Origin of the sequence: Methanothermobacter thermautotrophicus, from assembly GCF_014889545.1 — an archaeon.
Taxonomy (GTDB): Archaea; Methanobacteriota; Methanobacteria; order Methanobacteriales; family Methanothermobacteraceae; genus Methanothermobacter; species Methanothermobacter thermautotrophicus_A.
On record NZ_QKOF01000006.1, the window covers coordinates 377,239 to 401,311 of the forward strand.

Here is a 24,073-nt window from a genome sequence, read left to right on the forward strand (position 1 = left end):
GATGAACGTTAACATCAAAACCCGGGAATACACCACAGTCACAGAGGTCTCAGGTCCTCTAATGATCGTTGAGGGTGTTGAAGGGGTTGCCTACAGTGAGATAGTTGAGATTGAAACACCCACAGGTGAGAAGAGAAGGGGACAGGTGCTGGAAGTCAGGGAGGACCTTGCAGTCGTACAGGTCTTTGAGGGTACCAGTGACCTCAACACAGAGACAACAAAGATAAGGTTCACAGGTGAAACCGCTAAGATCGGCGTATCCCTGGACATGATGGGCCGGATATTCGACGGTACCGGTAAACCAATAGATGGCGGCCCCGAGATCATACCCGAGAAGGAACTCGACATCAACGGTAGCCCAATGAACCCTGCTGCAAGGGAGTTCCCTGCAGAGTTCATACAGACAGGTATATCAACCATCGACGGGATGAACACCCTGGTCAGGGGACAGAAACTGCCCATATTCTCAGGTTCAGGGCTTCCACACAACGAACTGGCAGCCCAGATCGCAAGGCAGGCCAAGGTTCTCGCAGAGGAGAGTGAATTCGCAGTTATCTTCGCAGCCATGGGTATCACCCACGAAGAGGCAAACTACTTCATGAGGGACTTTGAGAGGACAGGGGCCCTTGAGCGTGTTACGGTCTTCATGAACCTGGCAGACGACCCTGCCATTGAGCGTATCATTACACCGAGGATGGCACTCACAACGGCAGAGTACTTCGCCTTCGAACACGACATGCACGTCCTGGTTATACTCACTGACCTCACCAACTACTGTGAGGCCCTCAGGGAGATCTCAGCTGCGAGGGAGGAGGTACCCGGACGAAGGGGTTACCCGGGGTACATGTACACCGACCTTGCAAGCCTCTATGAGAGGGCAGGACGTATAGTCGGCAAGGAGGGCTCAATCACACAGATGCCCATACTTGTCATGCCACAGGACGACATCACACACCCGATACCCGACCTGACAGGTTACATCACCGAGGGCCAGATAGTACTGAGCCGTGACCTCCACCGTAAGGGTATCTACCCGCCGGTGGATGTGCTTCCATCACTATCCAGGCTCATGAGTGGTGGTATCGGAGAGGGAAGGACACGTGAGGACCACAGTGGTGTCTCAGACCAGCTATACAGTGCCTACGCCGAGGGACGTGATCTCAGGGACCTCATGGCTGTTGTGGGTGAGGAGGCCCTCACAGAGAGGGACCGGAAGTTCCTCAAATTCGCCGATGAATTTGAGAAACGGTTCATCACCCAGGCACGTGACGAGGACCGCTCCATAGAGGAGACCCTCAACCTTGGATGGGAACTGCTATCACTCCTCCCAAGATCCGAACTCAAGAGGGTCCGTGAGGAGCACATACCCAAGTACCTCCCGGGTGCCGAGTAACGACCCCATTATCCTTTTTCAGGAGAGTTAGCCAATGGCACAGGAAATGATTGAGGGGATCAACCCCACAAGGATGGAGCTCCTTAAACTCAAGCAGCGTGAGAAACTCGCTGTCAAGGGTTACAGTCTCCTCAAGGAGAAGAGGAACGCCCTTATCATGGAGTTCTTCAACATCCTTGAGCGGGTTAAGGGTTCCCGTGAAAAGGTGGAGGAGCACCTCAAGGAGGCCTTCTCTGACCTCACTGAGGCCCAGATACTGATGGGTGACACTGCAGTTGAGAGGGCTGCAATGTCAGTGAGGGAGTCCGTGGAGGTCGACATAGACTCAAGGAGTATAATGGGTGTCGTTGTACCTGTGGTCGATGCAAGGGCAACACAGAGGACCGTGGTTGAACGTGGATACGGCCTTGTGGACACATCAGTAAAACTCGACGAGGCAGCAAAGAAATTCGAGGAGTCCCTGGCACTCATAATAGAACTCGGTGAGATCGAGAAGACCATAAGGCTCCTTGCCGGTGAGATAGAGTCAACCAAGCGAAGGGTTAACGCCCTTGAACACATCATAATCCCGAGGCTCAAGAACACTGTCAAGTACATTGAGATGAGGCTCGAGGAGATGGAGAGGGAGAACTTCGTGCGGTTGAAGATGATAAAGAAATCCATGGAGATGGAGTGATGGTTAGGATACTCACAAGGCTCGGCCAGGTCCGTGAGGCCGAGGAGAAATACAGGAGGGAACTCGCGGACTTCAAGATGGGTGAGGTCTACGGGAATCTCAGGGCCATCATTGCAGATGAGGACGTTGAGGTGAGGGCCGGCGAGGTGAAGCCGGTTAAGATCAAGGAGGTCAGTATACCTGCGAACCACATAGTATTCATGTGCGCCTACGCCACGAACCCCCTGGGTCACCCGATAGCTGCAGGTGAGGAGACACCCCTGCCCATAAGCATGGACCGCAAGGCAGACCATGCAACCTTCGTAGCTGCTGCAGATGGGAAAATCAGCAGGAACGACCTTCTGGGTGTCCTCATAATCCTACCAGTTGAATTAACCCACTAATTTATTTTTAGATTGCCGCAGTTTCCTCAGATGATGTCCTCTTATTTCTCAGTTGGGGGCGCTTCACCTTGATACTTTCAACGTATTCAAAAGTTTTTAGGATTTCTCTTAGGGTATATTTTATCCAAAGAAGCTTTTTATTTCCTCGTAGAGTTCAATCATCAGGTCATCAATGTATTCAATGAGTTCCTCTGTGTACTCCAGAGGTCCCGGTAGGTTCTCACAAGGGATTCACGGTTCCGCTTCAGCTGCTTCATGGCCCGGGCCTGGGCCGCGGCAGGGTTACCTGCAATGATCCTTCTGAGTCCTGATGAGCCCTCCCTCAGCTCCTCAACATCACTCCTTATCTCAGCCATCCTGTCGAGGTAGTATCTCTCAACGCCCCTGATATCCTTCTTCAGTTCTTTTTTGATTTCAAGAAGCTGGTCCCTTCTATCCTTCAGTTCCACCAGTGAACTCCTTGTGGAGGCTATGGTTGAGGTGTCAAGATCCTGAAAGTCTGCGAGTCCACTGAGAATCCTGTGATACTCCTCAGGATCCATCCGGCATCACCCCTACTGGATATTTATCCTTAACTCTATGAGATTATCCTTCACCCGGGTCTCGGTCCTTATCTCCTCATTCTCCTTTTCCATTTCACGTACACGGTAGAATATGTTGGTGAGGGCCCCTGTCCTGAAGACCCCTGTCCTGTTCTCCGGCTTTGAGGATATGAGGATGACTGAGATCCCGTCTTCTATCTTCACATTGTAGTTGACGCCGTTTATGTATATCCCATCTGAGAGCCTTAAAAGGAGCTTTATATACTTTATGGGGAGTCCGCTGCTGCTTATTATCTCCTTTATCTTATCATTTTCCCTGCACTGCTCGATATCAATATCCAAGGTCCACCCTCCATCAGGTTAAGATATTAATCTTTTATAGAATATAAAACATAGCCTAATAGGATGAGGGGTGACAGATCAGACAGGCTGGTGAAGAAGGAGATCTTCAACCTCAACCGTCATCTTCCCTCAAGGAGGAAGACCCTCGAGGAGCTCCTCAGGGAGGAGAAACCCCATGTCATGGGGGCTGACGGCACCAGGCACAGGTTCAAATGGGCTGAACTTGAGGACCTCCAGGGGATGCTGACTGAGGATGAGGCAAGGAGGCTGAGGCTTCCCATATACATTGAGATAGAATCCGATACCTCCGGTGCAAGGATAGCCGGGGATATTGAGGTGAGGGTGGTCTCGGAGGTCCTTGAGAGGGATGATGAGGGTGATGAGATCTATATCTACAGACCAGAGATGAGGGTGCTGAGGGCGAGGTTTCCAACGGTTACACAGTACATGTTCCTGGTGAGGGAGCTTTAGGGAGGTTGATGTAATGAGCAAGGATCCGCTTAAGGAGTATCTTAAGGACCCTGATAGAAGGGCCAAACTTTTCCTTTTAATGACAGGTGGCATGATTCTGAGCACCGTGCTCATAACGATAGGCACCATAATACTGATACTCCTCCTTCTTGGCATAATCTGATGCCATATTCTGAGAGATATCCATGCACCGACCGGTGAACCGCGAGACACTAGATCCGGCTAATGATCATATAAAAGTAAGGGCTGGAGATAGACATTGAAAATACATGGATACCTGCAAAACAGGTGTAATTAAATTAGCTCTTAGATTTCATGGCAGATGCATTAAGAAATCAGCTCCATCAGGTACCAGTCAGAAGTGAATCCAATTTTTTCCTTAAGATCCGGGGAGATGTTCAGTTTACCTGTTAAAGGTAATGGATTTCCTCCTTAACCCTGGAGCAGATACCTGATGCAAGCCTCTCTGCATCCTCCCTGGACCTGTGGGTGGCAAGCACGGTCACGAGGGGTTCACCCTCCTCAATGATGGCCCCCTTGACCGGAAGGTCATGGGCCCCTGGAGTTTCTATCTCACCAACACGGCACCTTGCAGGGGCATAGATTATCCTCTTAACAGCATACCTCTGGGGCTCCGGTTTTTCTATAAGCTCCCCCATACACGCCCTGATATGGGCATCCACCATGTTGATCCCCAGGGATGCCTCAGCACACTCAAAGGTCCCCTGTATCCGCGGGTTTACCTCTATAACATACAGCTCGGAGTCCCTCATGATTAGGTCGACGCCGTTGGATCCGCGGAGTGATAGGTCAAGTATGAGGTCACTGGCAAGCTCCTCAATCTCTCCTGATGGCCCGGGTGTAATGTTACCGGCGTAGATGAACTGTCCCTCAAATCCAGGGACTTTCCTGTCTATGATCTGTCTGCTCGTAAGGACAGTCATGGCCTCCTCTCCGGTTGAAAGAACAGAGGCACTCACCGGGACGCCCTCAATGTACTCCTGGAGGATGAACTCCCCATCCATTTCATGATGATCTGTGACACCGAACCCTCCAGCCCCGGAGACCGGCTTTGCGATGTACTTCTTCTCCCCCGCAGATACAATCTCCATGGCCTCGGCCGGGTCACTGATGAGGTGTGTCTCGGGTGTGGGGTACGAGTTCCTGATCCTCCTGTAGAGGCGGTACTTATCCTCCACGTGATCAGTCCGGGAGTTGCCAATCACCTTCCCCCAGGGAAGCTGGGGTGCACCTGTCAGGGGTATTATCCCATCAGCCCTATCAATAAAATCTGCGGCTGCTTCGAGGAGCTTTTCCTGGCTGAAGTTCTCATGGAATCTCCCGCAGCTTTCACCGCTCCGCTCATTCAGCATGCACCTTCTTTCGGTGTAGTGTTTGAAGTCTGCTGTGCAGTAGTATCCTGCAGAGTAGACCCTGTACCCCAATCTGAAGGCTGATTCAGCCACAGGCCGGGTGTTGACGCCTATTACCAGTAGTTCCTCCATTTTAAACACAGAATCAGTGGTTTGATAGTCCCGAGCGGAGTCGAACCGCTGTCGCCGGGTCCAAAGCCCAGCAGGATTACCACTACCCCACGGGACTATGACAGTTATTAGGTGGTGATGTTCTTCATAAATAGGTTTCGATAAAAGGGGGGTGTTATGGGGGGATAGTCCCGAGCGGAGTCGAACCGCTATCGATGGATCCAGAGTCCATCAGGATTGCCATTACCCCACGGGACTATGCTTAAAAAGAGCTCATATCGGCAAGATAAACTTACATGGAACCCATATAAATACTTTTCGGTTTTCATGGCGCTGAACTTAAAATGTCTCCAGAAACAGTTTTAAAAAAATAAAACCTAGAAGGGTGAGAACACCCCTATGAACACCAGCCAGGCCAGCAGGGTCTTTGCAACAAGGCTCAGTATGATGTAGACCCTCTCACCGTAGAGGTAGTCCCTCCATTTACCGACACCCCTGTACTGCAGCAGCATGTTGATGGAGAATGTGTTGAACATCACAAAGTAGATGAGCAGTGTGAGGTAGACGAAGTCAGGTGGCTGTGTCTCGGCGGAGCCCAGGGCGGCGATGAAGTAGGCTGCAATGACCACCCACGGGGTGAACCCGGAGATGCACCCAAGGATGTAGGGTGACCAGTCGATCCTCTCGGTGTACTGGTTGATCTTCTCCATGAGGTACCCGAACATGATCATTGATGCATTGAGGACGAAGATCATCACAAGTGACCAGAGATCCCACACCCCCACGAAGGTGGCCAGTATCACTATCATTATTGAACTTGAGAGAGCATACTCGTACCAGCGGTAGGGGTTCATACCCCTCTTAAGGTTCTCAACGTAGCTCTCATTCCTGAGGAAGGCTATTGTGAAGTGGGCCACCGCAGATATCAGAAGGAAGGATGCAAGGATCACACCCAGGTAGCTCACCGTGAAGGCCACCTCAGGGCTGGGAAGGACCTGGAATGACGGCGGATTCAGTGAGAGTACCTTGAACTTCAGGTAGAACGTGTAGATGTCCCTGTCCCAGGTCAGCAGGTAACCCAGTGCAACCATCAGAAGCCCCTGAATGAGGTGCAGGGTCCCGGCTGCCATGTTCAGCTTCCTGAGCCCCTCAAAACTTATAGGGGACTTCTCAATCATTCTAATTCTTTCAACATTATCCATAAAACACCCCCATAACAGTTATTATGTCAGTGAAACTATTTTAATATTTCTATCAGGCAGCCCATCATGAAAACGGATCTATGGATGCTTCCGGAACCCAAAACTCATAGATCAAGCAAAATCAAACCATAAGAACACGGGTCTATGGATGCTTCCAGAATCATCATCTAAAGGATGCTGAATGGGGGTGGCAGCGCTTAAAATGAAGAAATTGTGAGGGTTTTAGCCTAGGAACTTCCTCTGGCTTGCAGCCTCAAGGATGAGCTCCTGGAGGTTAGCTGTCCTGTTGATCCTGAGGGCCCTTATGATCTCCTCAGTGGTTTTCATGTGCCCCTCATCATACTCGGGTTCAAGGTACTCCTCAAAGGCTGATTTAACCTCAGGGCTCAGGAATGGTGATTCAGGGTTGACGTACCTTGCAGCATCATGTAGGTCCCTCCTAAGTCCAGGGCAGGCCTCCTCAATGAATTCAAGGTCACCTGATGATAGTGCGTTGAACCCGAGGAGCTCGGGGGGAACTCCCAGTGAGTACAGGGCTGCTGTGAAGGTTATGGCACGTGGGAGTGAAACGTTGCCCATGCTCCTCGAGTATCCGAAGAGTCCTATGTGGAGCTTCCTCTTCCTCCTCCCTGGCACGTACCTGGCAACCCTGTTTATGATGTCCACGAGGTCCATGACCTGCCTCCTGTACTCCCTGCAGTAGTCTGAGATTATCTCAAGGACCCTTCCACCTTCAATTTCAGCTGCCCTGCCAGGTTTAACAGACCTGAGCTGCTTTATGCCCTTAATGACCTCTGATGGTTCATGGTCGTACTTGAAGGATGACTGTACAGTGAATGTGTGGGCCCCCCTGTATTCACCTGTAACGTCCCTCACATTATCCGGGCGGAGGTTACCCCTGAAGGGGGCTGAACCCATACCTATTATCGGGTAGAGTTTAACTCCGGTCTCTTCCTCAAGGTCCCTGAAGTCTGAGAGGGCTATCCTGTTGAGGAGTGTGGCTGATATCATACCATAGTTCATGGCAGGGTCTGACCTTGCAAGGAAGACCCTCTGCTCCATGATGTCCTTACCATCAAGGTACTCTCCCGTGATCTTACCGGCGTTCAGCATCCCCTCATGGTCCTCGAAGAGGGGGATAACGTTTATCTCGTCGGGCCGGAATTCACCTATCCACTCCTTGACGGTCACACCATCTGCAAGCTGCAGCCTCTCCTTGCCCTTAACGAAGTCCAGGTAGTAGCTGTGGATCCGGTTGAGGCAGCTGCTTGATGAGGTCATGGGGAGTATGACCTCGAAGACCGGGGCCACGTCCATTCCGTAGAAGAGGCTTGCGGTGTCATAGGATCTTGGTATGCTCTCAAGGGTCTCCAGGAGTATCTTTGCCTCGGCCCTCTCGACTGTGGGGTTGGGAACCCTCAGGGTGAGCCTCAGATCCTCGCCGAGGACATGGTCCTGGAAGAAGGCCTGGTACTTTGTGAGGAGCTTCTTAACAACGTAGTTGTCCACTTCCTTGCCCTCACAGTCCCACATCTGTTCGTCACATCCCAGGTGCGAGAAGACGTAGTAGGCCTCCCTTATCTCGTCTTCACCGCCCAGTTCAGGTTCTTCTGCAAAAAATGGAGGATTCACGTTGTCTGGGTGCTGTGTACTCATGCATCTTGGAACCTTCATCTTTAACACTCCGGGATGATATTTCTGTGGACTGAAATATAAGGATGATGAATTTTATAACCTCAGAGGAGGACATTCAGAAGGCTTAACATGAAGGAGTTCGCGGTCCTGATGACCCTCCGGGGGAGTGGCATACCAGAGGATAAACTGAAGGAATATGCTGTTGACCTCACAGGGGAGGTCGATGGGAGAATTTTCCCTGGATGGACAGAGAAGGAGATGGTTAAAAGGGAGGTTATGAGGATCATAAGGCGATTCCTCATGAGGAACCTCCCAGATGATACGCCGGACAGGATAAGGGCCGTCGATGAGGCCCAGGAGGCCCTTATGGATATATTTGAGAGGTATCAGTGATAGAATGGACAGTTTAATTGTGGGAGACCTGGAGGTCAGATGTGAGGTCCTATACAGGAGGGTTAAGAACCCGAGGATTGAGCTTAGATTCGACAGCCTCCGCCTGATACTCCCCGCAGATTTCAGGGGGGACCCCATGGATGTTCTATCATCAAGGGGTGACTGGATCCAGAGGAAGATCCATGAGTTCCATGAGATGCTTGAGAGGGCATCTGACCTCGAACTGGAGTACCGGCGGGATGGTGAGCTGAGGACCCTTGTCAGGGGCTTCCTGGACCATTACTCGGATGTCCTGGGTGTAGATTATGGGAGGGTCCGCTTCAGGAGGATGAAGTCCCGCTGGGGTAGCTGCAGCTCCAGGGGCAACCTCAGCTTCAACACGCTCCTCTCCCACCTCCCGGAGGGGATGGTGGAGTACGTTGTGCTCCATGAAATGGCCCACCTCCTGGAGATGAATCACAGCCCGAGGTTCTGGGCCATCCTTGAATCGGAGATGCCGGACTTCGCTGAAAGGAGGAGGATGCTTGGGTACTACTGGACCCGGCTGCGCATGGAGGGCCTGGTGGATTAGCAGGTCACATGTATTATGGCTGCAACCCTTTTACCGGCACTTCTCTCATCATTGTACCTTTTTATGGCCTCACAGGTTGGGAGTACAGTTGCTTCTGATCTGAACCCGGTTTTAAGGGCTCCATGTATCCCTGAGCCTATGATTATTGAGTCGGGCTTCTCTTCCAGGAGTTCATGGAGTTCCTCCTCTGCCATGAGATGGGATGTTCCATGTTTTCTCCTTGATATCTCCTTCCTCCTTGGTGTCACGGTCCCATCAACGTGCACCACGATGTCTGATCGGTATTCACGTCCCCTGTATGTCACGGATCCGAATCTGCAATCTGAGAACATGTTCCCACTTTTCAGTGTTTATTTCAGTCTCCTGACCCTGAATATGACTGTGCCGCCCTCTGTGTAGGGTTCACCGGGGTCCACGCACTGCATGTAGGCGTGCTCCTCATCGCCGTCCACTGTGAGTCCAAGCTCAACCGGGCACCAGTTCCTCTCGAGGATTGTGGTGTAGTGCAGGAGCGTGGATAGGGCGTGTGTGCAGAGGGCGTCTGTCCTTTCAAGGTCTATCTCTGGGTCGTCAACTATTATCCGGTCCCCCTCCCGGTACACAGGGCACTTACCCCTTATCTCATGCACCTGTATCTCAAGCACATCCATCACCTTTCATTGATATGAATGGCAAAACTTAAATAGGTTTTGAATATATATTCAATTGGTGTCTTTATGGAACTAACAAGGAGCATGGAAAACTACCTCGAGACATTATACAGGTTAAGGAGTCACGGGATCGTTAAAACCTCTGACCTGTCATCAAGAATGAATGTCAGACCAGCCAGCGTAACACAGATGCTCAAGAGGCTCCATGAAATGGGTCTTGTCATCTACCACCCTACATGGGGGCTGAACTCACAGATGAGGGAAGGGAGATTGCAGAGATGATACTCAGGAGGCACATGATACTGGAGTGCTTCTTCCACAACGTCCTCGGAATGGACCTTGAATCATCCTATGAGGAGGCCTCCCGCATGAAGCATGAGCTCTTTGGGGAAACAGAGGCAGCCCTCAGGAGGTACCTAAGGAACCCATCAAGGTGTCCCCATGGCATCCCCATACCCTAAGGTATTTAAGGGATGATGCCACTTTAAGGAACATGAAGACAGGAGCAGACAGATTTCTCGAGGAACTACCTGCAGTTGCAGATGCATTCAAAAACTTCAGGGAAGCAGTTAGATCTGAGGGTAAACTCACAGAGAGGGAGAAACTTCTCATATCAGTGGCCTGTTCGGTTGCAGTCAGGTGTGATGCGTGCACAAGGAGACACGCAGAAGAGGCCCTTGAGGCAGGTATAACAGAGGGGGAACTTGCAGAGGCCGCTGCAGTGGCTGCACTGATAAGGGCGGGTTCTGCGATGAACACGGCATCAGCCATATTCAGGGACTGATTCCCTGATGCACATCAATCCTCAGGATGAACTTCAGCACAAATTTGAGGCCATAAAGGAATACAGCCACAGCAAGGACGACCATCGCAACAAGGAGTGCGAACCTGACAGAGTAGAACACGTAGACGTTCCTGAAGGTGAAGGGGAAGACACTGTAAAGGGATGATACCATAAGGTACCCCAGTGCACTCAGGATAATCTGCATGAAGGTCCGAACCATTGCTTCCTGTATACCATGAAAAGGGCATTGGCAGCCAGACTGGCACCCACCACAGCATTTAATAGTGGTGTAATGTCCCTGAAGGAATCTGCAATGAAGGAGATATCCCAGCTCATCACACTGTTTATGATGTAGAGGAGGACGAGGTTGGCTACAATGCCAGCCACGAACTCAGAATTTTTAAATTTCTTATCCCCCAGGAATTCCACCAGAATTTTACTGGCCATTTTCAGCACCATAGATGAATGTGCCGGTGTAGGTGTAGTCTTTGAGTTCATCCACGTCATCAAGAACTCTGAATTCAGACCTGTAACCGTGGTACTCAAGTGAGATCCTGAGGTGTGCAAGGGCTATCCCCATATCGATGGGGTTCCATCTCCCCACAAGGCGCCTCTTGAGGGGGTTCTGGATTCTGCAGTATGCATGGATCTTCCCATTACCACCGGTCAGGTACCATGGCTGGTTGTTAACAGCGGAGGGGGCAAGTCTCACAGCCTCGAGGATATCATCCATCCCTTTAATCTCTGTTATCTCACTGAGGGGCTTCCTCTTGAACTCTGAATGCTCCCTGTGGACGGGTTCAGCGGCAGCACCAAAGGCCAGCAGTATGACGAAATCAAGGTCCGACTTAACATGGTCCCTCAGTCGGGGGATTCCCTGCCAGCAGCTCCCGAGGCCCATCCCTGAGATTCTGAGGTCCATCTGCTGGAGCATGAAGCCAACATTTGTTTTACCAGGATCACCATCTGAGAAGGCGGCTATGTAGTGTGGGGCCGGCGGCTGCATCCGTGTCTTAACATCCTCCCTCCCGAGGACCCTGAATTCTGTATCAACATCCTCAAGCAGGGGTTCAAGTTTCCCCAGGTGGTCTTCAATCTCCCTGAGTTCATCCTCTGATGCAGGGCCCCTGTACTTTCTCGTGGATTTTCTTCTGAAAATGAATGGATAGAGTTCTTTCATAACAGTATCTCCTATGTTTCATAATATATTTAAAGTGCCCTGAATTTTCTTCAATCCATGAGTGATCCGGACAGTTAAAGCGTCCTTATGTTGAACTTTGCGTATCTGATCCTTCCGTGGAAGTACTTCAGGTCACCCTCAGGGAGGTGCCAGGTTGCAGTGCACTCTGCGGGATAGATGAAACCACCCATATCCTGATAGGATAGCACCTCAACGCTCCATGGGTGCTGTTCCATGCCAAACTCCGCACAGTACCTGTCCTCGGTGTGGAATTTCTGGAATCTGCCGTGGTCATCGAAGGTGAAGAGGCCACCAGCGACAATGCCGTGATCCATTATCTTACCCTCAACCATTTTATCATCCAGCTGGGACCATTCTGTACACCCTGCAAGGAAAAGGGATGGGAGGAAGGGGGCCTCTGAGAGCAGGGTTACAAGGGCCGACTGGTCCATTGGAGCTCCACGCTCCTCTGCAACCTTAAAAAATTTCATGGCCCTGATGATCATCTCTCCACGGCCTCTGGAATAAATATCGAGGCCCTCAAGGGGGATTCCGAAAAAACGCCCATTTATGTAAACGCTCCTGAAGGGTGCTGGGCTATTGATCTGGGTCATGTCTACATTCATCCACCGGGCTCCTCTCCTTATTTTTGAGTCAGCCCACCTGATCAGGAGGTTTTGAGGGTCATGGGGGAGACCGGAGGCTTCGAGGTATCCTGCAAGTAACCCTGGCAGTTCCCTCTCATTCAGACTATGAACTTTTCTGAGTTCTTCTCTAACTTCCATTTCAAATCTTTTTCTTAACATATGATCATCTCTTGCGGTATTCCATATATCGCTGCTTTGAGGCTTCCTCAAGCTTTGAAAATATGTTAAACAGGCTTTTGACCTCTTCATCGTCAAGTGAATTGAAGAGAGATTTCACTGTGTGGGTGTCCCTCTCATCTCTGCCAGCCCAGAATTCATGGAACCTCTCTGTCGGCTCGAGGCGCATTATCCTCCTGTTTTCGGGGTCCTGATTTATTTTTATGAGTCCCTTATCCTCGAGGCGAACTGCGAGCTGCTTGACGTTCTGGTGGGTGGTGCTCATGGCATCGGCCATCTCCTGCATTGAGGGGGGCCTTTCAAACACGTTTCCAAGGATCACCAGGAAGAGCCACTGCTTTGCTGTTATGTCATCTTCGAGGAACTCGCGGCTCACTATATAGCTCCAGCGCTGCTCGATGAGGAAGTGAGCTACAAGTATGTACCTCTCCATGGACTCCCTTGTTTCTCCGTGCGCATCTCTTATTTCCTGCATATCCTTCATCAGCTCTCAACTCCTATTGTCATTCCACGGTAGAAACCCCCTGTGACACCTATGCCGGTGATGGTGAGGACCATAAAGAAAGAGGCCTGCCCCCAGCTGAAGGAGACACCCTTCATGGCCATGAAGGCCACCATTGAGAGTATGGCTGTCCCCAGCAGCGATACCTTAACAAGGAATACCGGTGCAAGGATGTAGCCCCACTTTTCTCGCTTCAACAGGAGGTATGATGTCAGGAGGGCGGCTGGAACCACCACGCCCAGGTCGAGTGCCTGTATGACGAGGGTTGTGTATCCCTCAAGGGCCTCAGGGGGTATGCCGGTTATCATGGAATCTGTGATCATCTTAATCCACATGGCTCCAACCATCAAGCCGGTGAGGGTCAGGTAGACTGCTGTGACCCGTGATTTGCTTTCATCAGCCTTAACCCGGGAAGTCGTTGTGAACAGTTCCCCCATCAGTCCGTACAGTGATAGAGATAGTATGCCCACGTATATGAGGAACAGGCTGTTATAGGATGCCAGGAAGGCCATGGAGGCATAGGTGTAGGTGAAGTAGAACATTCCACCCATCCAGAGCAGCCTGGCTTTAGCTGAGGAACTGCTGAGGTATGCTGAAATGATTATAAGTGGTATGCCTATGGTGAGTGTTACAAGGTCCTGGCCCATCATCTGCGCTGTGGCTGATAACGAGTCATTAAGGTACGTTTTCTGGTTCAGAAGGCCTGATAGTGTTGCAAGAAGCCCCATAAGTGCTATGATGCCTGTTACTGTGTAGATTTTATTTATTTTCATCTTCTCAAAAACTCCGTCTGGTAATATATTACATGTTTAGGTAATATATTACATTTTTCCGTATATAAATCTTTCTGGCGTGCTTTAAGTCAGGATGATCACAATGTTTCATATGGGGTGATTTAATGGAACTTAAAGTTCTGACATGGAACCTGAACCGGGCATCCTACCGCCGGAGGAACCTCTGGAGTTATATGGGGGAACTGGAATTTGATGCTGGATTTTTCCAGGAGGTATACATGATACCCAACGAAGTAAGGAGGAATTACCATACCCTCCGCGGGGAGATGAACGCGTTGCTTCTTCATAAGGATCTCACGCCGGATTCCATGAAAAGGAACTATCTTGAAAGTTCAGAGAACCACTGTATAGAAGATTTTTATGTTTCCTGCATAATAGAAATCGGGGGAAGGTGTCTCCCCCTCTTCAGCATATACAACTGCATCGGACCAAAAGAAAGGGATTTTTCCGGCTTTCTCGAACTCCTCTATGAATACATTGAGGAGAGCAGGGACATGATCATCATTGGTGGTGACTTTAACATCAATAAGAACTTTAGCCCATCTCTGAGGAGGTTAGCCCTGCTTGCAGAGAAGATGGCTGGAAGACTATCTGAACTTGGATTCAGGGATGTTCTCATGGAAGAGGAAGATCCCTTCACATTCAGGACACCTGATGGGAGGAAATACCAGATCGATTACCTGTTTGTCTCGAAAGGAGTGAAGATACTTGATATCTGGCATCCCCCAGCAGGTGAGATCACAGCCACCACGCCCAAATTATCTGATCTCTAGCGCATTAATATATTAAAAATATTTATTATAAAGAAGGGCATTGAATGCCACGTAAATTATTCCCATGGCTGATTAATCAGTTATGGATTCATTGAACTATTAGAGGGGCTTTCAGGTTAACATTCTATTTATAAAAATTTTTTATTTTCTGAATCACATAAGTGAGTAATATATAAGTTCAAAATTAATATTACATTAATTATGCGTTAACCTGCTTTGAATGTATTATTTTTCCAACATAATATTACTCAATCTTTATCCAACCCCAGATTAGTAATAAAAAAATTAATAACAAGTCTTAAATAATTCCTGTTATCATAGCCAGAATGTAAAAACATAAAGGAGGTGAAAAGAATTAGAAAACAGATTGTTACTCTAATGATAGCAGTGGTTTTCTTTTTCATGCTGCAGGGATCAAGCATGGCAGCAGAGATGGAGGGGGGTGAAGGAGGAACCCCATTTAACACCACAGACAGCGAGGGGATATTTGTATTCGAAAATGTGACCGGTGACAGTCATGTTGTCTGGGTCGATGGCCGGACACTCCCCGAAAGGCACCGATTCGATGACATGCTCAGGGTGACAGTATCAGCATCATCAAAGGCCTCTGCAAGAAGTGGAAAAATGGTTCTTGAAGCATCACTCAGGGATTCAAGGATAACTGGAAGGCTCTATGCAGATGTAAACGCTAACAATATCTTCGATGATATGGATGAACCAGTGGCCGGTGTCAGGGTCTTCGATCCAACCGAGATAAAGTTTTTAATAATATCCTGGCCAACAGAGGCAGGCCAGCTCATCCAGCCAGTGAAAAACATAATGCAGAAACACCCCGAAATAACCATAAAGGTGAGAAATACGGACCAGGCAAAGCTGAACCTCACAGAGACAGAACAGCTAATAGAATGGGCTGATATAATCTACATAAGCAATGTCCAGACAGCAAACGGCCCAGGCGGCCCCGTACCCGACCTTCTGATGTCAATGAAGAATCAGGGAAAACTTGCTGGTAAGGTGATAGCGGCCTACCCCAGTCCATACTACTGCTTCCCGGTTACAAGACTCACAAACATAAACAATACAAGGTTCGTTGATGCCAATGGCACAGAACTGACAGACACCCAGCTCCAGGCAATCTTTGATTCGGTTTCAAGGGCGGTACCACCAAAGACACCGCTGATGGTGCTGAGGGAGCTGCAGCAGCAGTACCCTGCAATGGCATCCTACCTTAAATTCCAGGAATACAAAACATCAGACACAGCGTCACCTGAAAACAGGGAGCAGGGCCTCATGTACCTCCTGGCACTGGCATTCCCTGGAAGAGGCTACAACTTCACAGAACCAGTCATAGTTCCGAAGTATGCCCTCTACCGCAACGGCAGACTTTACTACAACTTCACAGACTACGAACAGTTCTTAACACCTGGAAGACCCACTGTGGGCATAACCTCATGGATGGCACTCACATGGGAACGAGGCGACCTCCTCATGCTCGACAGACTCATCAGCGAAATGGATTCAAGGGGCATAAATGTCATAGCAACAATAGCCCAGGGTAACCCTGTTGATGGAACACCAGTCATAAACGCAATGAGGAGCTACTTCTTTGACTCTCAAAACAGGACAAGGATCCAGGGGCTCATAACACTCCAGTCATTTAAGCTTGGGGGCGCAACCGCAGCAATCGCTGAAAGGATGATTATGGACAACAATATACTGGTCTTCAGACCACTTGTGGTCTCTGACAGTGAGGAAACATGGTACATCTCAGATTCAGGAATGGACTTCACAAGCATAACCAGCCAGATGGTGCTACCAGAGTTCCAGGGCCAGATACTCACCATGGTAACAGCATCCACCAGAAAGACCATAGACCCGGTAACAGGCCTCGAGGTTGAATACTACCAGCCAATGGATGAGCGCGTGGAAACCTTTGCAGACAGGGTATCCTCCTGGCTGCGGTTAAGGTTCCTCTCAAATGCAGATAAAAAGGTTGCACTCATCTACTACAACTATCCACCCGGGAAACAGAACCTTGCAGGTGCAAGTTACCTTGACGGTCCATCATCAATACTCGAGATACTCCACCTTCTGAGGGAAAACAGCTACACCGTTACAGGGGCACCTTCAGGTGTTGAGGATCTACTCACAGAGATGATGACGAGGGGACTTAACATTGCAAACTGGGCTCCGGGTGAACTTGAGAGGCTTGCAAATTCAACCATACTCTGGGACGTGGAGAGGTACATGGATTGGTACAGCAGACTACCTGAGCTTGCAAGGAAAGAAATCGAGGAGGGACCTTTCGGCTACATTGAGGCACTCTTCAGGTACTCCACCCGAAACCCGAAACTCCTCGAAACACTCGACAGATGGCAGAGTTCACTGATAACAACAATAGATGATATGCAGATCAGCAACGCCTCAGAGGCAAAGAACCAGGTTAACAGGGCCTACAACGCCCTCAGGAATATTTACAGTGGCCTGAACCAGTGGGATGTTTTCTACAGTGCAAAATCAGCATTCCTAGCCCTCAATGTTCCGGGGCTATGTGGATGGGGAGCACCACCAGGAAACATAATGACGGTTACGAGGAACGGTAAGAGGTACATTGTTATACCAGGCATGTTCTATGGAAACGTCTTTGTGGGTCCTCAACCACAGCGCGGATGGGAAGGTGACGTGGATAAACTCTACCACAGCCAGATAGTGCCACCCCACCACCAGTACCTCGCCTTCTACGCATACCTCCAGACAGAGTTCGGTGCAGATGCAATGATACACCTCGGACGCCACGGCACCTATGAGTGGCTCCCAAGGAAGGAGTCAGCACTATCAGGTGCAGATTACCCTGACATATGCCTTGGAGACGTGCCAAGCATCTACATCTACATCATGGATGGTGTCGGGGAAGTCATACATGCCAAGAGAAGGGGCCTTGCTGTGAGCATAAGCCATCTCACACCACCACTTGAGGCAACAGCCATCTACGGGGACCTCGCATCACTCAAGACACTCATAGACCAGTACCATGCAGCGCCAGGCAACAGGTCAGAGGAGATAAGGCTCATAAGGGAGAAGGCAGTCCAGCTCCACCTTGAGACAATCATGGACCTCAACCTTGACCCTGATGAACTGGTTGATAGAATCGACGACTACATAAGGGAACTCGAGGGTACAATGATGCCACTGGGTCTCTACGTATTTGGAAGGGACCTGAACCAGACACAGGTTACCATCATGGTAAAATCAATGGCCACTGTTCCAAGAATAAGCGCCGGTAACAACACATTCCTCTCAGTGACACAGGCACTCTCAGGAATAAACAGGACAATGGAAGATATTATACTAGAATTCTACAGTGGAAAGTCACTCCAGACCCTCATGGCAGAGCTCCAGGCAGTCCTGGGAAGGAACCTCACAGCAACAGAGATAACAGCCCTCAACATGACCCTCAATGATGTCCTGAACATCAAAGGTTCAGGGACAAGGGAGAGACAGATGCTCCTCAGGGCCCTCTCAGGAGGATACATACCACCCACATCTGGAGGAGACCCAATCAGGAACCCATCAGCTGCTCCAACGGGAGGAAACCTCTACGGTGAGGATCCATCACTTCTTCCAACACAGGCCGCATGGATAAGGGGATCCAAGCTTGCAGATGAGGCACTCAGAGCATACAATGCAACACCTGAACAGCTCGGTGTTGTCATATGGGCGACTGAGACACAGAACGATAAGGGCGCGACAGTTGCATTCATCCTGAGGCTCATGGGACTTGAACCAATCTATGGTTTCGGAGGTTCAATCATGGGTGTGAGGGCAACACCACTGGCAGTCCTCAACAGGTCAAGGGTCGATGTACTCATGACCACCTCAGGGATATTCAGGGAAACCTTCCCACTCCTGGGAGTCCTCCTGGACCGTGCATCAAGGGTGGCGCTTGCAGCATCATTCAACACCCTGATGGCTGCTATAAACCAGGAACCAGCAAATAACAGGGCAGGGCTCATTGCAGCACTCAACGCATCAGTCTCAAGTATACAGAGGGCGGGTTTGTTCATACCCGGCAGCGACCCCCTCGACAGGAACCCCATTGCAGGGCACTGGCTCGCTGATGTTAAGGAACTCATTAAAATCGGCATGAAACCAGAGGATGCAGGAATCGCAGCAATATGCCGCCTCTTCGGGCCATCACTGGGTAACTATGGCACAAGGCTTCCGGAGGCAGTCCAGCAGGACTGGACATGGGAGGAGAGGACAGAGCTTGGAAGACTGTACATTGACAGCATGAAGTATGCCCTCAGTGAGGATGGCTGGGGAGTGAGCCTTGAGGAGGTCCTCACCCTGAGACTCAGGGACGTTGAGGGAGTGTACCACTCAAGATCAACCAATCTATACGGTGTAGTGGACGTGGACCACAACTTCGAGTTCCTCGGCGGCTTCAGGCTTGCAGTTGAGGCTGCTGGTGGCAGGGTCCCTGGAATGTACATAATAAACCAGGTGAATCCCTCAAATGCCAGAATAGAGACACTGAACCAGTTCCTCTACAGGGAGCTCCAGTCACGCTACTACAACCCAAGATGGATACAGGCAATGATGCAGAGTGGATATGCCGGTGCAAGGGAGATCTCAAACAACTTTGTGGCCAACCTCTGGGGCTGGAATGTAATGAGTCCCGAGACAGTTTCGGACTGGATGTGGCAGGAGACAGTGGACATATACCTCAAGGACAGGTATGGCCTGGGAGTTAAAAACTGGCTATCACAGGGTAAGAACAGCTATGCCCTGATAAGTATGACAGGGACAATGCTCACAGCGATACACCGAGGATACTGGAACCCTGATGACGCCACAAAGCGTCTCATAGCCACCACATGGGCCCAGGCAATAGCAGAGAACGGTGTGGCATGCTGTGACTGCAGCTGCGGTAACATAGCCATGATGGAGTGGGCCATGCAGTACCTCAACCCGGATCTTCTCTCAAGGGTCAGGGAGAAGCTTTACGCTGCCACTAAGAGTTCAGCATTCGCACCATCCTCAGATGGGGGATCAGTACCGACAACACCATCAAATCCAGGACAGCCACAGGCACCGGGAACATCCCAGGATAACGGGGAGCCACAGCAGCAGGGATCACGGAATTCAGCTGTTTCAACATCAGCACCCGGCGCGGAGGAGGCAGGTCCTTCATCACCCGGCGAAACCGGCGGTAAGGCCTATGAGGTCAGCAGCGCCTCAGGTTCAGTGAACTCAGAGACAGGGATGCCTGTATATGCCATACTGGGTATAGTGGCAATAGTGGCTCTTTTAGGCCTGGGATACTTCTTTGGGCCTGGAAGAAATTAAAACTAACATTTTATTTTTTTTACCTGCATAAAAATTAGATAGGTTTTATGTCAGTCTGGTTTATTTCCGGATTATTGCCTGGGTATTCTGATCTTCGTTATAGGATACTATAACGCAGTATGGACCTCTGGACTCCTCCCCTTCAGCATGAACACAAGGGAGGGGTAAATGTTAAACCAGAAAAAACATGGACATTTAAATACTTAGCTGAATAGATTATATTCAATATTTAATTGATAACATTGAGTCGTGATTGTTGAATTCTGAACTCAATGCCCTCAGGGATCATGAAGGTGATTAAATGGATGATGATTGCTGTGGCGGAGTCGCTGGCTGCATTCTATGCATGCTGGGTATATTTATTCTCATGGCACTGCTCACATACTGACCCGGGTGATTATATGGATTTCAGGTTCTATGGTGGAGTTGATGAGATAGGTGGTAACAGGATAGAGGTATCCTGCAAAGGTGATGGGATATTCCTTGACTTCGGGAAGAGATTCAACATTGAAAACCTTTACTTTGATGAATTCCTGCAGCCCAGGAGCTTCAATGGCATCGCTGACCTCATTGAACTTGAGGCACTCCCATGGATACCCGGAGTTTACCGTGAGGACCAGGTGAGGTACCTTGGAATGAGATTCGAGGATGAGCCAGCAGTATCAGGCGTACTGCTCAGCCATCCCCACCTTGACCATGCTGGATGTCTAAAGTACCTGCGCCACGATATACCATTCTACATGACAGAGGAGAGTTTTCTTGTTCTGAAGGCAATCGAGGACACATCCAACATGAGTTTAGATCTTCTTCACTACAAACCCAAATTTCACTTCAAAGAGAAGAAGAGAAAGAGTGGAAACACATCACACACGAGGGACAGGGATACCAGAATAAATAGACCCATAAGATTGCTTGAACCCTATAAGACTGAGGATATTGGTGAATTCACCATAACCCAGGCTCCGGTTGATCATTCAGTGCCTGGTTCATGCGCATATCTAATAGAATCTGAGGAGGCCATCGTATACACTGGTGATATCAGGTTCAGGGGCCGGAGGGATCATGAATCCCGTAAATTCGTTAAAAAGGCAAGGAAGTTCTCCCCCAGCATCATGATAACAGAGGGGACACGGATAGACCAGGATAACAGCACCTTTGAGGAGGATATTGAGAGGAGGACCTCAAACATAGCTGTTAATCACAGGGGACTTGTCATCATCAATTACCCAATCAGAGACCTTGACCGTTTCCTGACATTCTACAGAGCCGCTGAGAACTCTGACAGGACCCTTGCAGTCAGCCTGAAACAGGCCTACATCATTAGACTCTTTGAGGATCTGGGCTACCCCCGCTTAAGGGACCTGGCGGTCTACATACCAAGGCGTAACTGGGGACTGATAGCTGAGGACGCCTTCGTATGCTTTGACGGGGAATGGATACCTGCAGCGGACCTCCCTGAGGAATACATGGAACAGGACTACAGGGGATGGGAGAGGGCGTTCCTTGAACTTGACAACACCATAACCTGCAGGGACCTCCGGGAGGAACCTGGGGAGTACCTATTCCAGTGCGACTACTTTGAATTCAAGGAGTTCATAGACATAAAACCGGAGGGGGCAGCCTACATCAAATCCAAGACAGAACCCTTCAACGAGGAGATGGAGATCGATGCAGAGCGTGAGAATAACTGGCTCAGGCACTTCGGAATATACCAGTACAGGAGGTTCCACTCATCTGGCCATGCAGGAAGATCAGATCTGATAGAAATGATACGGGAAATTGAGCCGGAAGCTATATACCCTGTGCACACCAGGAACCGGGAGGAATTTTTAATCTTTGAGGATGAGGGCATCAGGATCCTGGACCCTGAAGAAAAAATGGTTGATTAAAAATAGGGCTTATACAGTTCTTATATTCCTCTTCCTGTTGCCTGTAGCAATGTTCTTTGCAATGGTGGTCCTTTTACCTGAGGAGTATATGCCATAGTAGGAATTGTATGAGGCCCTGTTGTATGCTATGACAGCCCTGTAGGATGATGAACTTATCCCTGAACCCCTGTTCCTGTTTGCTGTGTTGTAGTATATCTTTGCATAGCTTCCCCTTGCGGTTATACCGTCCCCACCGTTTGCCTGTATGGTGTTCCTGTAGATGGTTGCTGATGAACCGGCTGCATAGACCCCGTAGCCACGGTTGCTGGTTACAGTGGATGAATAGATAACTGAATTCGCACCACCTGTATAGATTCCATAACGGTTACCGTACACTGTGCACTGTTCTATCGTTGCAGTTCCCCTTGAATTCACACCGCAGTTCCTGTTAGCAGATATTCTGCTCAGGATCATCCTGAAGCTGGCTGTTCCGTACACACCATCGGTGTTCATCATGGATGTGCAGTTGTATATGATGGCATTCTTACCGTAAATGGCTATGCCATTGCCAGCATTATCCGTGGCATTCACGGACCTTACAATGGCATCGGGACCATTTACCATGACTCCGTTCTGGCGGTTGGATGTCGCGTTCCCCTCGACAATGTAGCTCCTGCCTCCGGAAATCCACACACCATCCCCCAGGTTGTTGAGTGCTTCAAAGTAGGTGATGGTTGTGTTGTACCCTGAGGCGTATATCCCGTTCCCACGGTTGAGGTTCGCAGTGACGTCCATTATCCTGGCGTTTATTCCTGTTGAATTTATCCCGCTGAGGGTGTTGTTGGTGGCGTTTTTAACGTAGTATAGGTAGAGGTTCTTTCCTGAGGAATAGATACCGTTCATCCCGTTCTTTTTAACCTCAACGAACCATATATATGCATTATCACCAAGGGATGAGATTCCATTACGTGAATTTGAGGTCACATCAAGGATGATCTGCATACTTGCAGATGGCCCGGTTGAGAGTATACCGTTCTCACCATTGTAGGATGCGCTGGTTATATAGAAGAAGCTTGCATTGCTCCCACGGGAGTATATGCCGTTCCTGGCGTTGAAACTGGAATCAACGTATCTGAATGACATGTTATCACCTGTGGAGTAAATCCCGTTTTCACCGTTGTAGTAGGCGTAGGAACTGCTGACTGTACAGCTGGATCCGGCTATGTTTATGCCGTTCTTCGTGTTGTTCTGGACGTAGGATCCCTGTATCGTGGACCCATTCCCTGCAACGTATATCCCGTCACCACCCGAATACTTGACAGTGTTTGAGTTTATGCTTGCATTTTTCCCTGTGGAGTATATGCCTGTCCCGTTGTTTCTGAGGACCGTGTTGTTTGTTATCAGCGAGTTATTGCCTGAGGATCTTATACCGTCTCCTGAGTTATATGATATGCTGTTCCTTATTATGGAGGTTCCATGTGCATCTGATGTTACCCCATCATCCTTTGAGAGGTATATGGTGTTCCCCTCTGCGACACATCCTTCCCCATGGATGAGGATCCCGCTTCCGTTGCTGTTTGTTATATTGTTGCCCTGGATCCTTGCATTTTTACCATTCACAATGATTCCATGTGACGCTGAACCGTTTATGTAACTGCTGGTAATGGTTACATTGTCCCCAGACACCACCACGCCTGAGGTGGGGTTGAGTATCCTTGAATCATTGACCCTGGAGGAATTTCCTGTGATATTCAGGTTGCCTGTAATGTTCGTGCTGCTGAGGTTGCAGCCATTACCCCTGAGGGTCAATGACCCGTTTACACTGAAACCGGTTATGTTTGAAGGTGAAATGGAGTCAATTACACCATTCAGCCTGACTGTACCTGCTGCAACCAGGGAGATGGTCCTGTTTATCAGTATATTAACGGCATCATACACGCCATCCAGGAAGGTGAAGGTGTCACCATCCTCAAGGGTGTATTCGGTCCCGTTTAGCGTGAAGGTCCCCTGCAAACCATCAGGTGTGAACACCTGAAGGTAGGTCGTGTTATCAACGATGTAGTCTGCACCGTAACTGGATCCAGTGAGCAGAGTCATTCCAATAAAGATAATGAACCCCCATTTCATTGAGTCTTTAATAATCAGACCTCCTCTTGATTTTCATAACAATAAGTTATTGTTTATCACAGTTATTGTTTATCACGAAGATATAAGTTTTTAGAAATCAGCTGAAATAAGATTCAGAAAAAAAAGGAAA

Annotated in this window: 27 protein-coding genes and 2 tRNA genes; 13 read left to right on the top strand and 16 right to left on the bottom strand. The window is 49.4% G+C overall.

The features are described from left to right. The first annotated feature begins 1 nt into the window (after position 1). The 3 genes from DNK57_RS06370 to DNK57_RS06380 are packed head-to-tail and all read left to right on the top strand — an operon-like array spanning position 2 to position 2,452. Positions 2-1,393, top strand: coding sequence for an ATP synthase subunit B (locus tag DNK57_RS06370; protein WP_013296141.1), 1,392 nt, complete (start codon positions 2-4; stop codon positions 1,391-1,393). Between the two features lie 34 nt (positions 1,394-1,427). Further along, complete coding sequence (locus DNK57_RS06375; RefSeq protein WP_192962141.1) at positions 1,428-2,069, top strand: V-type ATP synthase subunit D; 642 nt, start codon at positions 1,428-1,430, stop codon at positions 2,067-2,069. After that, positions 2,069-2,452 carry a DUF22 domain-containing protein gene (locus DNK57_RS06380; RefSeq protein ID WP_226891115.1) on the top strand — a complete coding sequence of 128 codons (384 nt, stop codon included), beginning with the start codon at positions 2,069-2,071 and terminating at the stop codon, positions 2,450-2,452. Before DNK57_RS06375 ends, DNK57_RS06380 begins: the two co-directional genes overlap by 1 nt. 161 nt (positions 2,453-2,613) lie before the next feature. Here the strand turns inward: DNK57_RS06380 and DNK57_RS06385 are convergent, their stop codons facing one another. Both DNK57_RS06385 and DNK57_RS06390 read right to left on the bottom strand, forming a co-directional pair. Beyond that, positions 2,614-2,994 (bottom strand): hypothetical protein, encoded by a 381-nt coding sequence (locus DNK57_RS06385; RefSeq protein ID WP_226891116.1) that lies wholly within the window; start codon positions 2,992-2,994, stop codon positions 2,614-2,616. 12 nt (positions 2,995-3,006) lie between these two features. Next, positions 3,007-3,336 (bottom strand): hypothetical protein, encoded by a 330-nt coding sequence (locus tag DNK57_RS06390; protein WP_192962143.1) that lies wholly within the window; start codon positions 3,334-3,336, stop codon positions 3,007-3,009. A gap of 63 nt (positions 3,337-3,399) precedes the next feature. Between DNK57_RS06390 and DNK57_RS06395 the strand changes: the two genes are divergently transcribed. Both DNK57_RS06395 and DNK57_RS06400 read left to right on the top strand, forming a co-directional pair. Continuing rightward, a complete protein-coding gene (locus DNK57_RS06395; protein WP_192962144.1) occupies positions 3,400-3,807 on the top strand; it encodes a DUF61 family protein in 408 nt (135 codons plus the stop codon). Positions 3,808-3,820: 13 nt separating this feature from the next. Then, positions 3,821-3,970, top strand: a complete 150-nt coding sequence (locus DNK57_RS06400; protein ID WP_170130272.1) for a hypothetical protein — start codon at positions 3,821-3,823, stop codon at positions 3,968-3,970. A gap of 247 nt (positions 3,971-4,217) precedes the next feature. Here the strand turns inward: DNK57_RS06400 and DNK57_RS06405 are convergent, their stop codons facing one another. The 5 genes from DNK57_RS06405 to ppcA all read right to left on the bottom strand — a co-directional run bounded on the left by DNK57_RS06405 (position 4,218) and on the right by ppcA (position 8,167). Next, a complete protein-coding gene (locus tag DNK57_RS06405; RefSeq protein ID WP_192962145.1) occupies positions 4,218-5,312 on the bottom strand; it encodes an ATP-grasp domain-containing protein in 1,095 nt (364 codons plus the stop codon). 25 nt (positions 5,313-5,337) lie between these two features. Further along, a tRNA-Gln gene (locus DNK57_RS06410) sits at positions 5,338-5,409 on the bottom strand. A gap of 68 nt (positions 5,410-5,477) precedes the next feature. Further along, positions 5,478-5,549: transfer RNA gene (locus tag DNK57_RS06415), tRNA-Gln, on the bottom strand. 119 nt (positions 5,550-5,668) lie between these two features. Beyond that, positions 5,669-6,493, bottom strand: coding sequence for a heliorhodopsin HeR (gene heR / locus DNK57_RS06420; protein ID WP_192962146.1), 825 nt, complete (start codon positions 6,491-6,493; stop codon positions 5,669-5,671). A 222-nt stretch (positions 6,494-6,715) separates the two neighbouring features. Beyond that, positions 6,716-8,167 (bottom strand): phosphoenolpyruvate carboxylase, encoded by a 1,452-nt coding sequence (ppcA, locus tag DNK57_RS06425; RefSeq protein WP_192962147.1) that lies wholly within the window; start codon positions 8,165-8,167, stop codon positions 6,716-6,718. A gap of 90 nt (positions 8,168-8,257) precedes the next feature. Between ppcA and DNK57_RS06430 the strand changes: the two genes are divergently transcribed. Further along, positions 8,258-8,521 carry a hypothetical protein gene (locus tag DNK57_RS06430; protein WP_226891117.1) on the top strand — a complete coding sequence of 88 codons (264 nt, stop codon included), beginning with the start codon at positions 8,258-8,260 and terminating at the stop codon, positions 8,519-8,521. 4 nt (positions 8,522-8,525) lie between these two features. Continuing rightward, entirely contained in the window at positions 8,526-9,092 is a 567-nt protein-coding gene (locus tag DNK57_RS06435; RefSeq protein WP_192962148.1) for a M48 family metallopeptidase, read from the top strand. Here DNK57_RS06435 and DNK57_RS06440 read toward each other — a convergent pair. Then, positions 9,089-9,424, bottom strand: a complete 336-nt coding sequence (locus tag DNK57_RS06440; protein ID WP_192962149.1) for an Mth938-like domain-containing protein — start codon at positions 9,422-9,424, stop codon at positions 9,089-9,091. The genes DNK57_RS06435 and DNK57_RS06440 overlap by 4 nt on opposite strands. Before the next feature lie 18 nt (positions 9,425-9,442). After that, positions 9,443-9,742, bottom strand: a complete 300-nt coding sequence (locus DNK57_RS06445) for a TIGR04076 family protein (protein WP_192962150.1) — start codon at positions 9,740-9,742, stop codon at positions 9,443-9,445. A gap of 66 nt (positions 9,743-9,808) precedes the next feature. On the opposite strand from DNK57_RS06445, the gene DNK57_RS09130 reads away from it, so the two are divergent. Genes DNK57_RS09130 through DNK57_RS06455 form a run of 3 tightly spaced genes read left to right on the top strand, consistent with a single transcriptional unit; the run spans position 9,809 to position 10,526 of the window. Further along, on the top strand, positions 9,809-10,024 hold the full coding sequence (locus DNK57_RS09130; protein ID WP_226891119.1) for a metal-dependent transcriptional regulator: 216 nt from the start codon (positions 9,809-9,811) through the stop codon (positions 10,022-10,024). After that, on the top strand, positions 9,979-10,203 hold the full coding sequence (locus DNK57_RS09135; protein ID WP_226891120.1) for a metal-dependent transcriptional regulator: 225 nt from the start codon (positions 9,979-9,981) through the stop codon (positions 10,201-10,203). The genes DNK57_RS09130 and DNK57_RS09135 overlap by 46 nt, the downstream gene beginning before the upstream one ends. Positions 10,204-10,235: 32 nt before the next feature. Continuing rightward, positions 10,236-10,526, top strand: coding sequence for a carboxymuconolactone decarboxylase family protein (locus tag DNK57_RS06455; protein WP_192962151.1), 291 nt, complete (start codon positions 10,236-10,238; stop codon positions 10,524-10,526). Here DNK57_RS06455 and DNK57_RS09140 read toward each other — a convergent pair. The 6 genes from DNK57_RS09140 to DNK57_RS06480 all read right to left on the bottom strand — a co-directional run bounded on the left by DNK57_RS09140 (position 10,516) and on the right by DNK57_RS06480 (position 13,805). Beyond that, complete coding sequence (locus DNK57_RS09140) at positions 10,516-10,698, bottom strand: hypothetical protein (protein ID WP_226891122.1); 183 nt, start codon at positions 10,696-10,698, stop codon at positions 10,516-10,518. The genes DNK57_RS06455 and DNK57_RS09140 overlap by 11 nt on opposite strands. A 17-nt stretch (positions 10,699-10,715) precedes the next feature. Further along, positions 10,716-10,973 (bottom strand): hypothetical protein, encoded by a 258-nt coding sequence (locus DNK57_RS09145; protein ID WP_226891124.1) that lies wholly within the window; start codon positions 10,971-10,973, stop codon positions 10,716-10,718. Continuing rightward, positions 10,963-11,706 (bottom strand): nitroreductase family protein, encoded by a 744-nt coding sequence (locus DNK57_RS06465; protein WP_192962152.1) that lies wholly within the window; start codon positions 11,704-11,706, stop codon positions 10,963-10,965. Before DNK57_RS06465 ends, DNK57_RS09145 begins: the two co-directional genes overlap by 11 nt. 74 nt (positions 11,707-11,780) lie before the next feature. Continuing rightward, positions 11,781-12,491, bottom strand: a complete 711-nt coding sequence (locus DNK57_RS06470; RefSeq protein WP_226891125.1) for a DUF6544 family protein — start codon at positions 12,489-12,491, stop codon at positions 11,781-11,783. 25 nt (positions 12,492-12,516) lie between these two features. Next, a complete protein-coding gene (locus tag DNK57_RS06475; RefSeq protein WP_226891127.1) occupies positions 12,517-13,005 on the bottom strand; it encodes a MarR family transcriptional regulator in 489 nt (162 codons plus the stop codon). A gap of 8 nt (positions 13,006-13,013) precedes the next feature. Then, a complete protein-coding gene (locus tag DNK57_RS06480; RefSeq protein WP_192962155.1) occupies positions 13,014-13,805 on the bottom strand; it encodes a hypothetical protein in 792 nt (263 codons plus the stop codon). A gap of 125 nt (positions 13,806-13,930) precedes the next feature. On the opposite strand from DNK57_RS06480, the gene DNK57_RS06485 reads away from it, so the two are divergent. The 3 genes from DNK57_RS06485 to DNK57_RS06495 all read left to right on the top strand — a co-directional run bounded on the left by DNK57_RS06485 (position 13,931) and on the right by DNK57_RS06495 (position 21,837). Beyond that, the gene (locus DNK57_RS06485; protein WP_192962156.1) at positions 13,931-14,599 is read left to right on the top strand and encodes an endonuclease/exonuclease/phosphatase family protein; all 669 of its coding nucleotides are present in this window, start codon (positions 13,931-13,933) and stop codon (positions 14,597-14,599) included. A 378-nt stretch (positions 14,600-14,977) separates the two neighbouring features. Beyond that, entirely contained in the window at positions 14,978-19,948 is a 4,971-nt protein-coding gene (locus DNK57_RS06490) for a cobaltochelatase subunit CobN (RefSeq protein ID WP_192962157.1), read from the top strand. A gap of 401 nt (positions 19,949-20,349) precedes the next feature. Then, a complete protein-coding gene (locus tag DNK57_RS06495; RefSeq protein WP_192962158.1) occupies positions 20,350-21,837 on the top strand; it encodes an MBL fold metallo-hydrolase RNA specificity domain-containing protein in 1,488 nt (495 codons plus the stop codon). A gap of 9 nt (positions 21,838-21,846) precedes the next feature. Here the strand turns inward: DNK57_RS06495 and DNK57_RS06500 are convergent, their stop codons facing one another. Next, entirely contained in the window at positions 21,847-23,913 is a 2,067-nt protein-coding gene (locus tag DNK57_RS06500; RefSeq protein WP_192962159.1) for a right-handed parallel beta-helix repeat-containing protein, read from the bottom strand. Positions 23,914-24,073 lie beyond the last annotated feature (160 nt).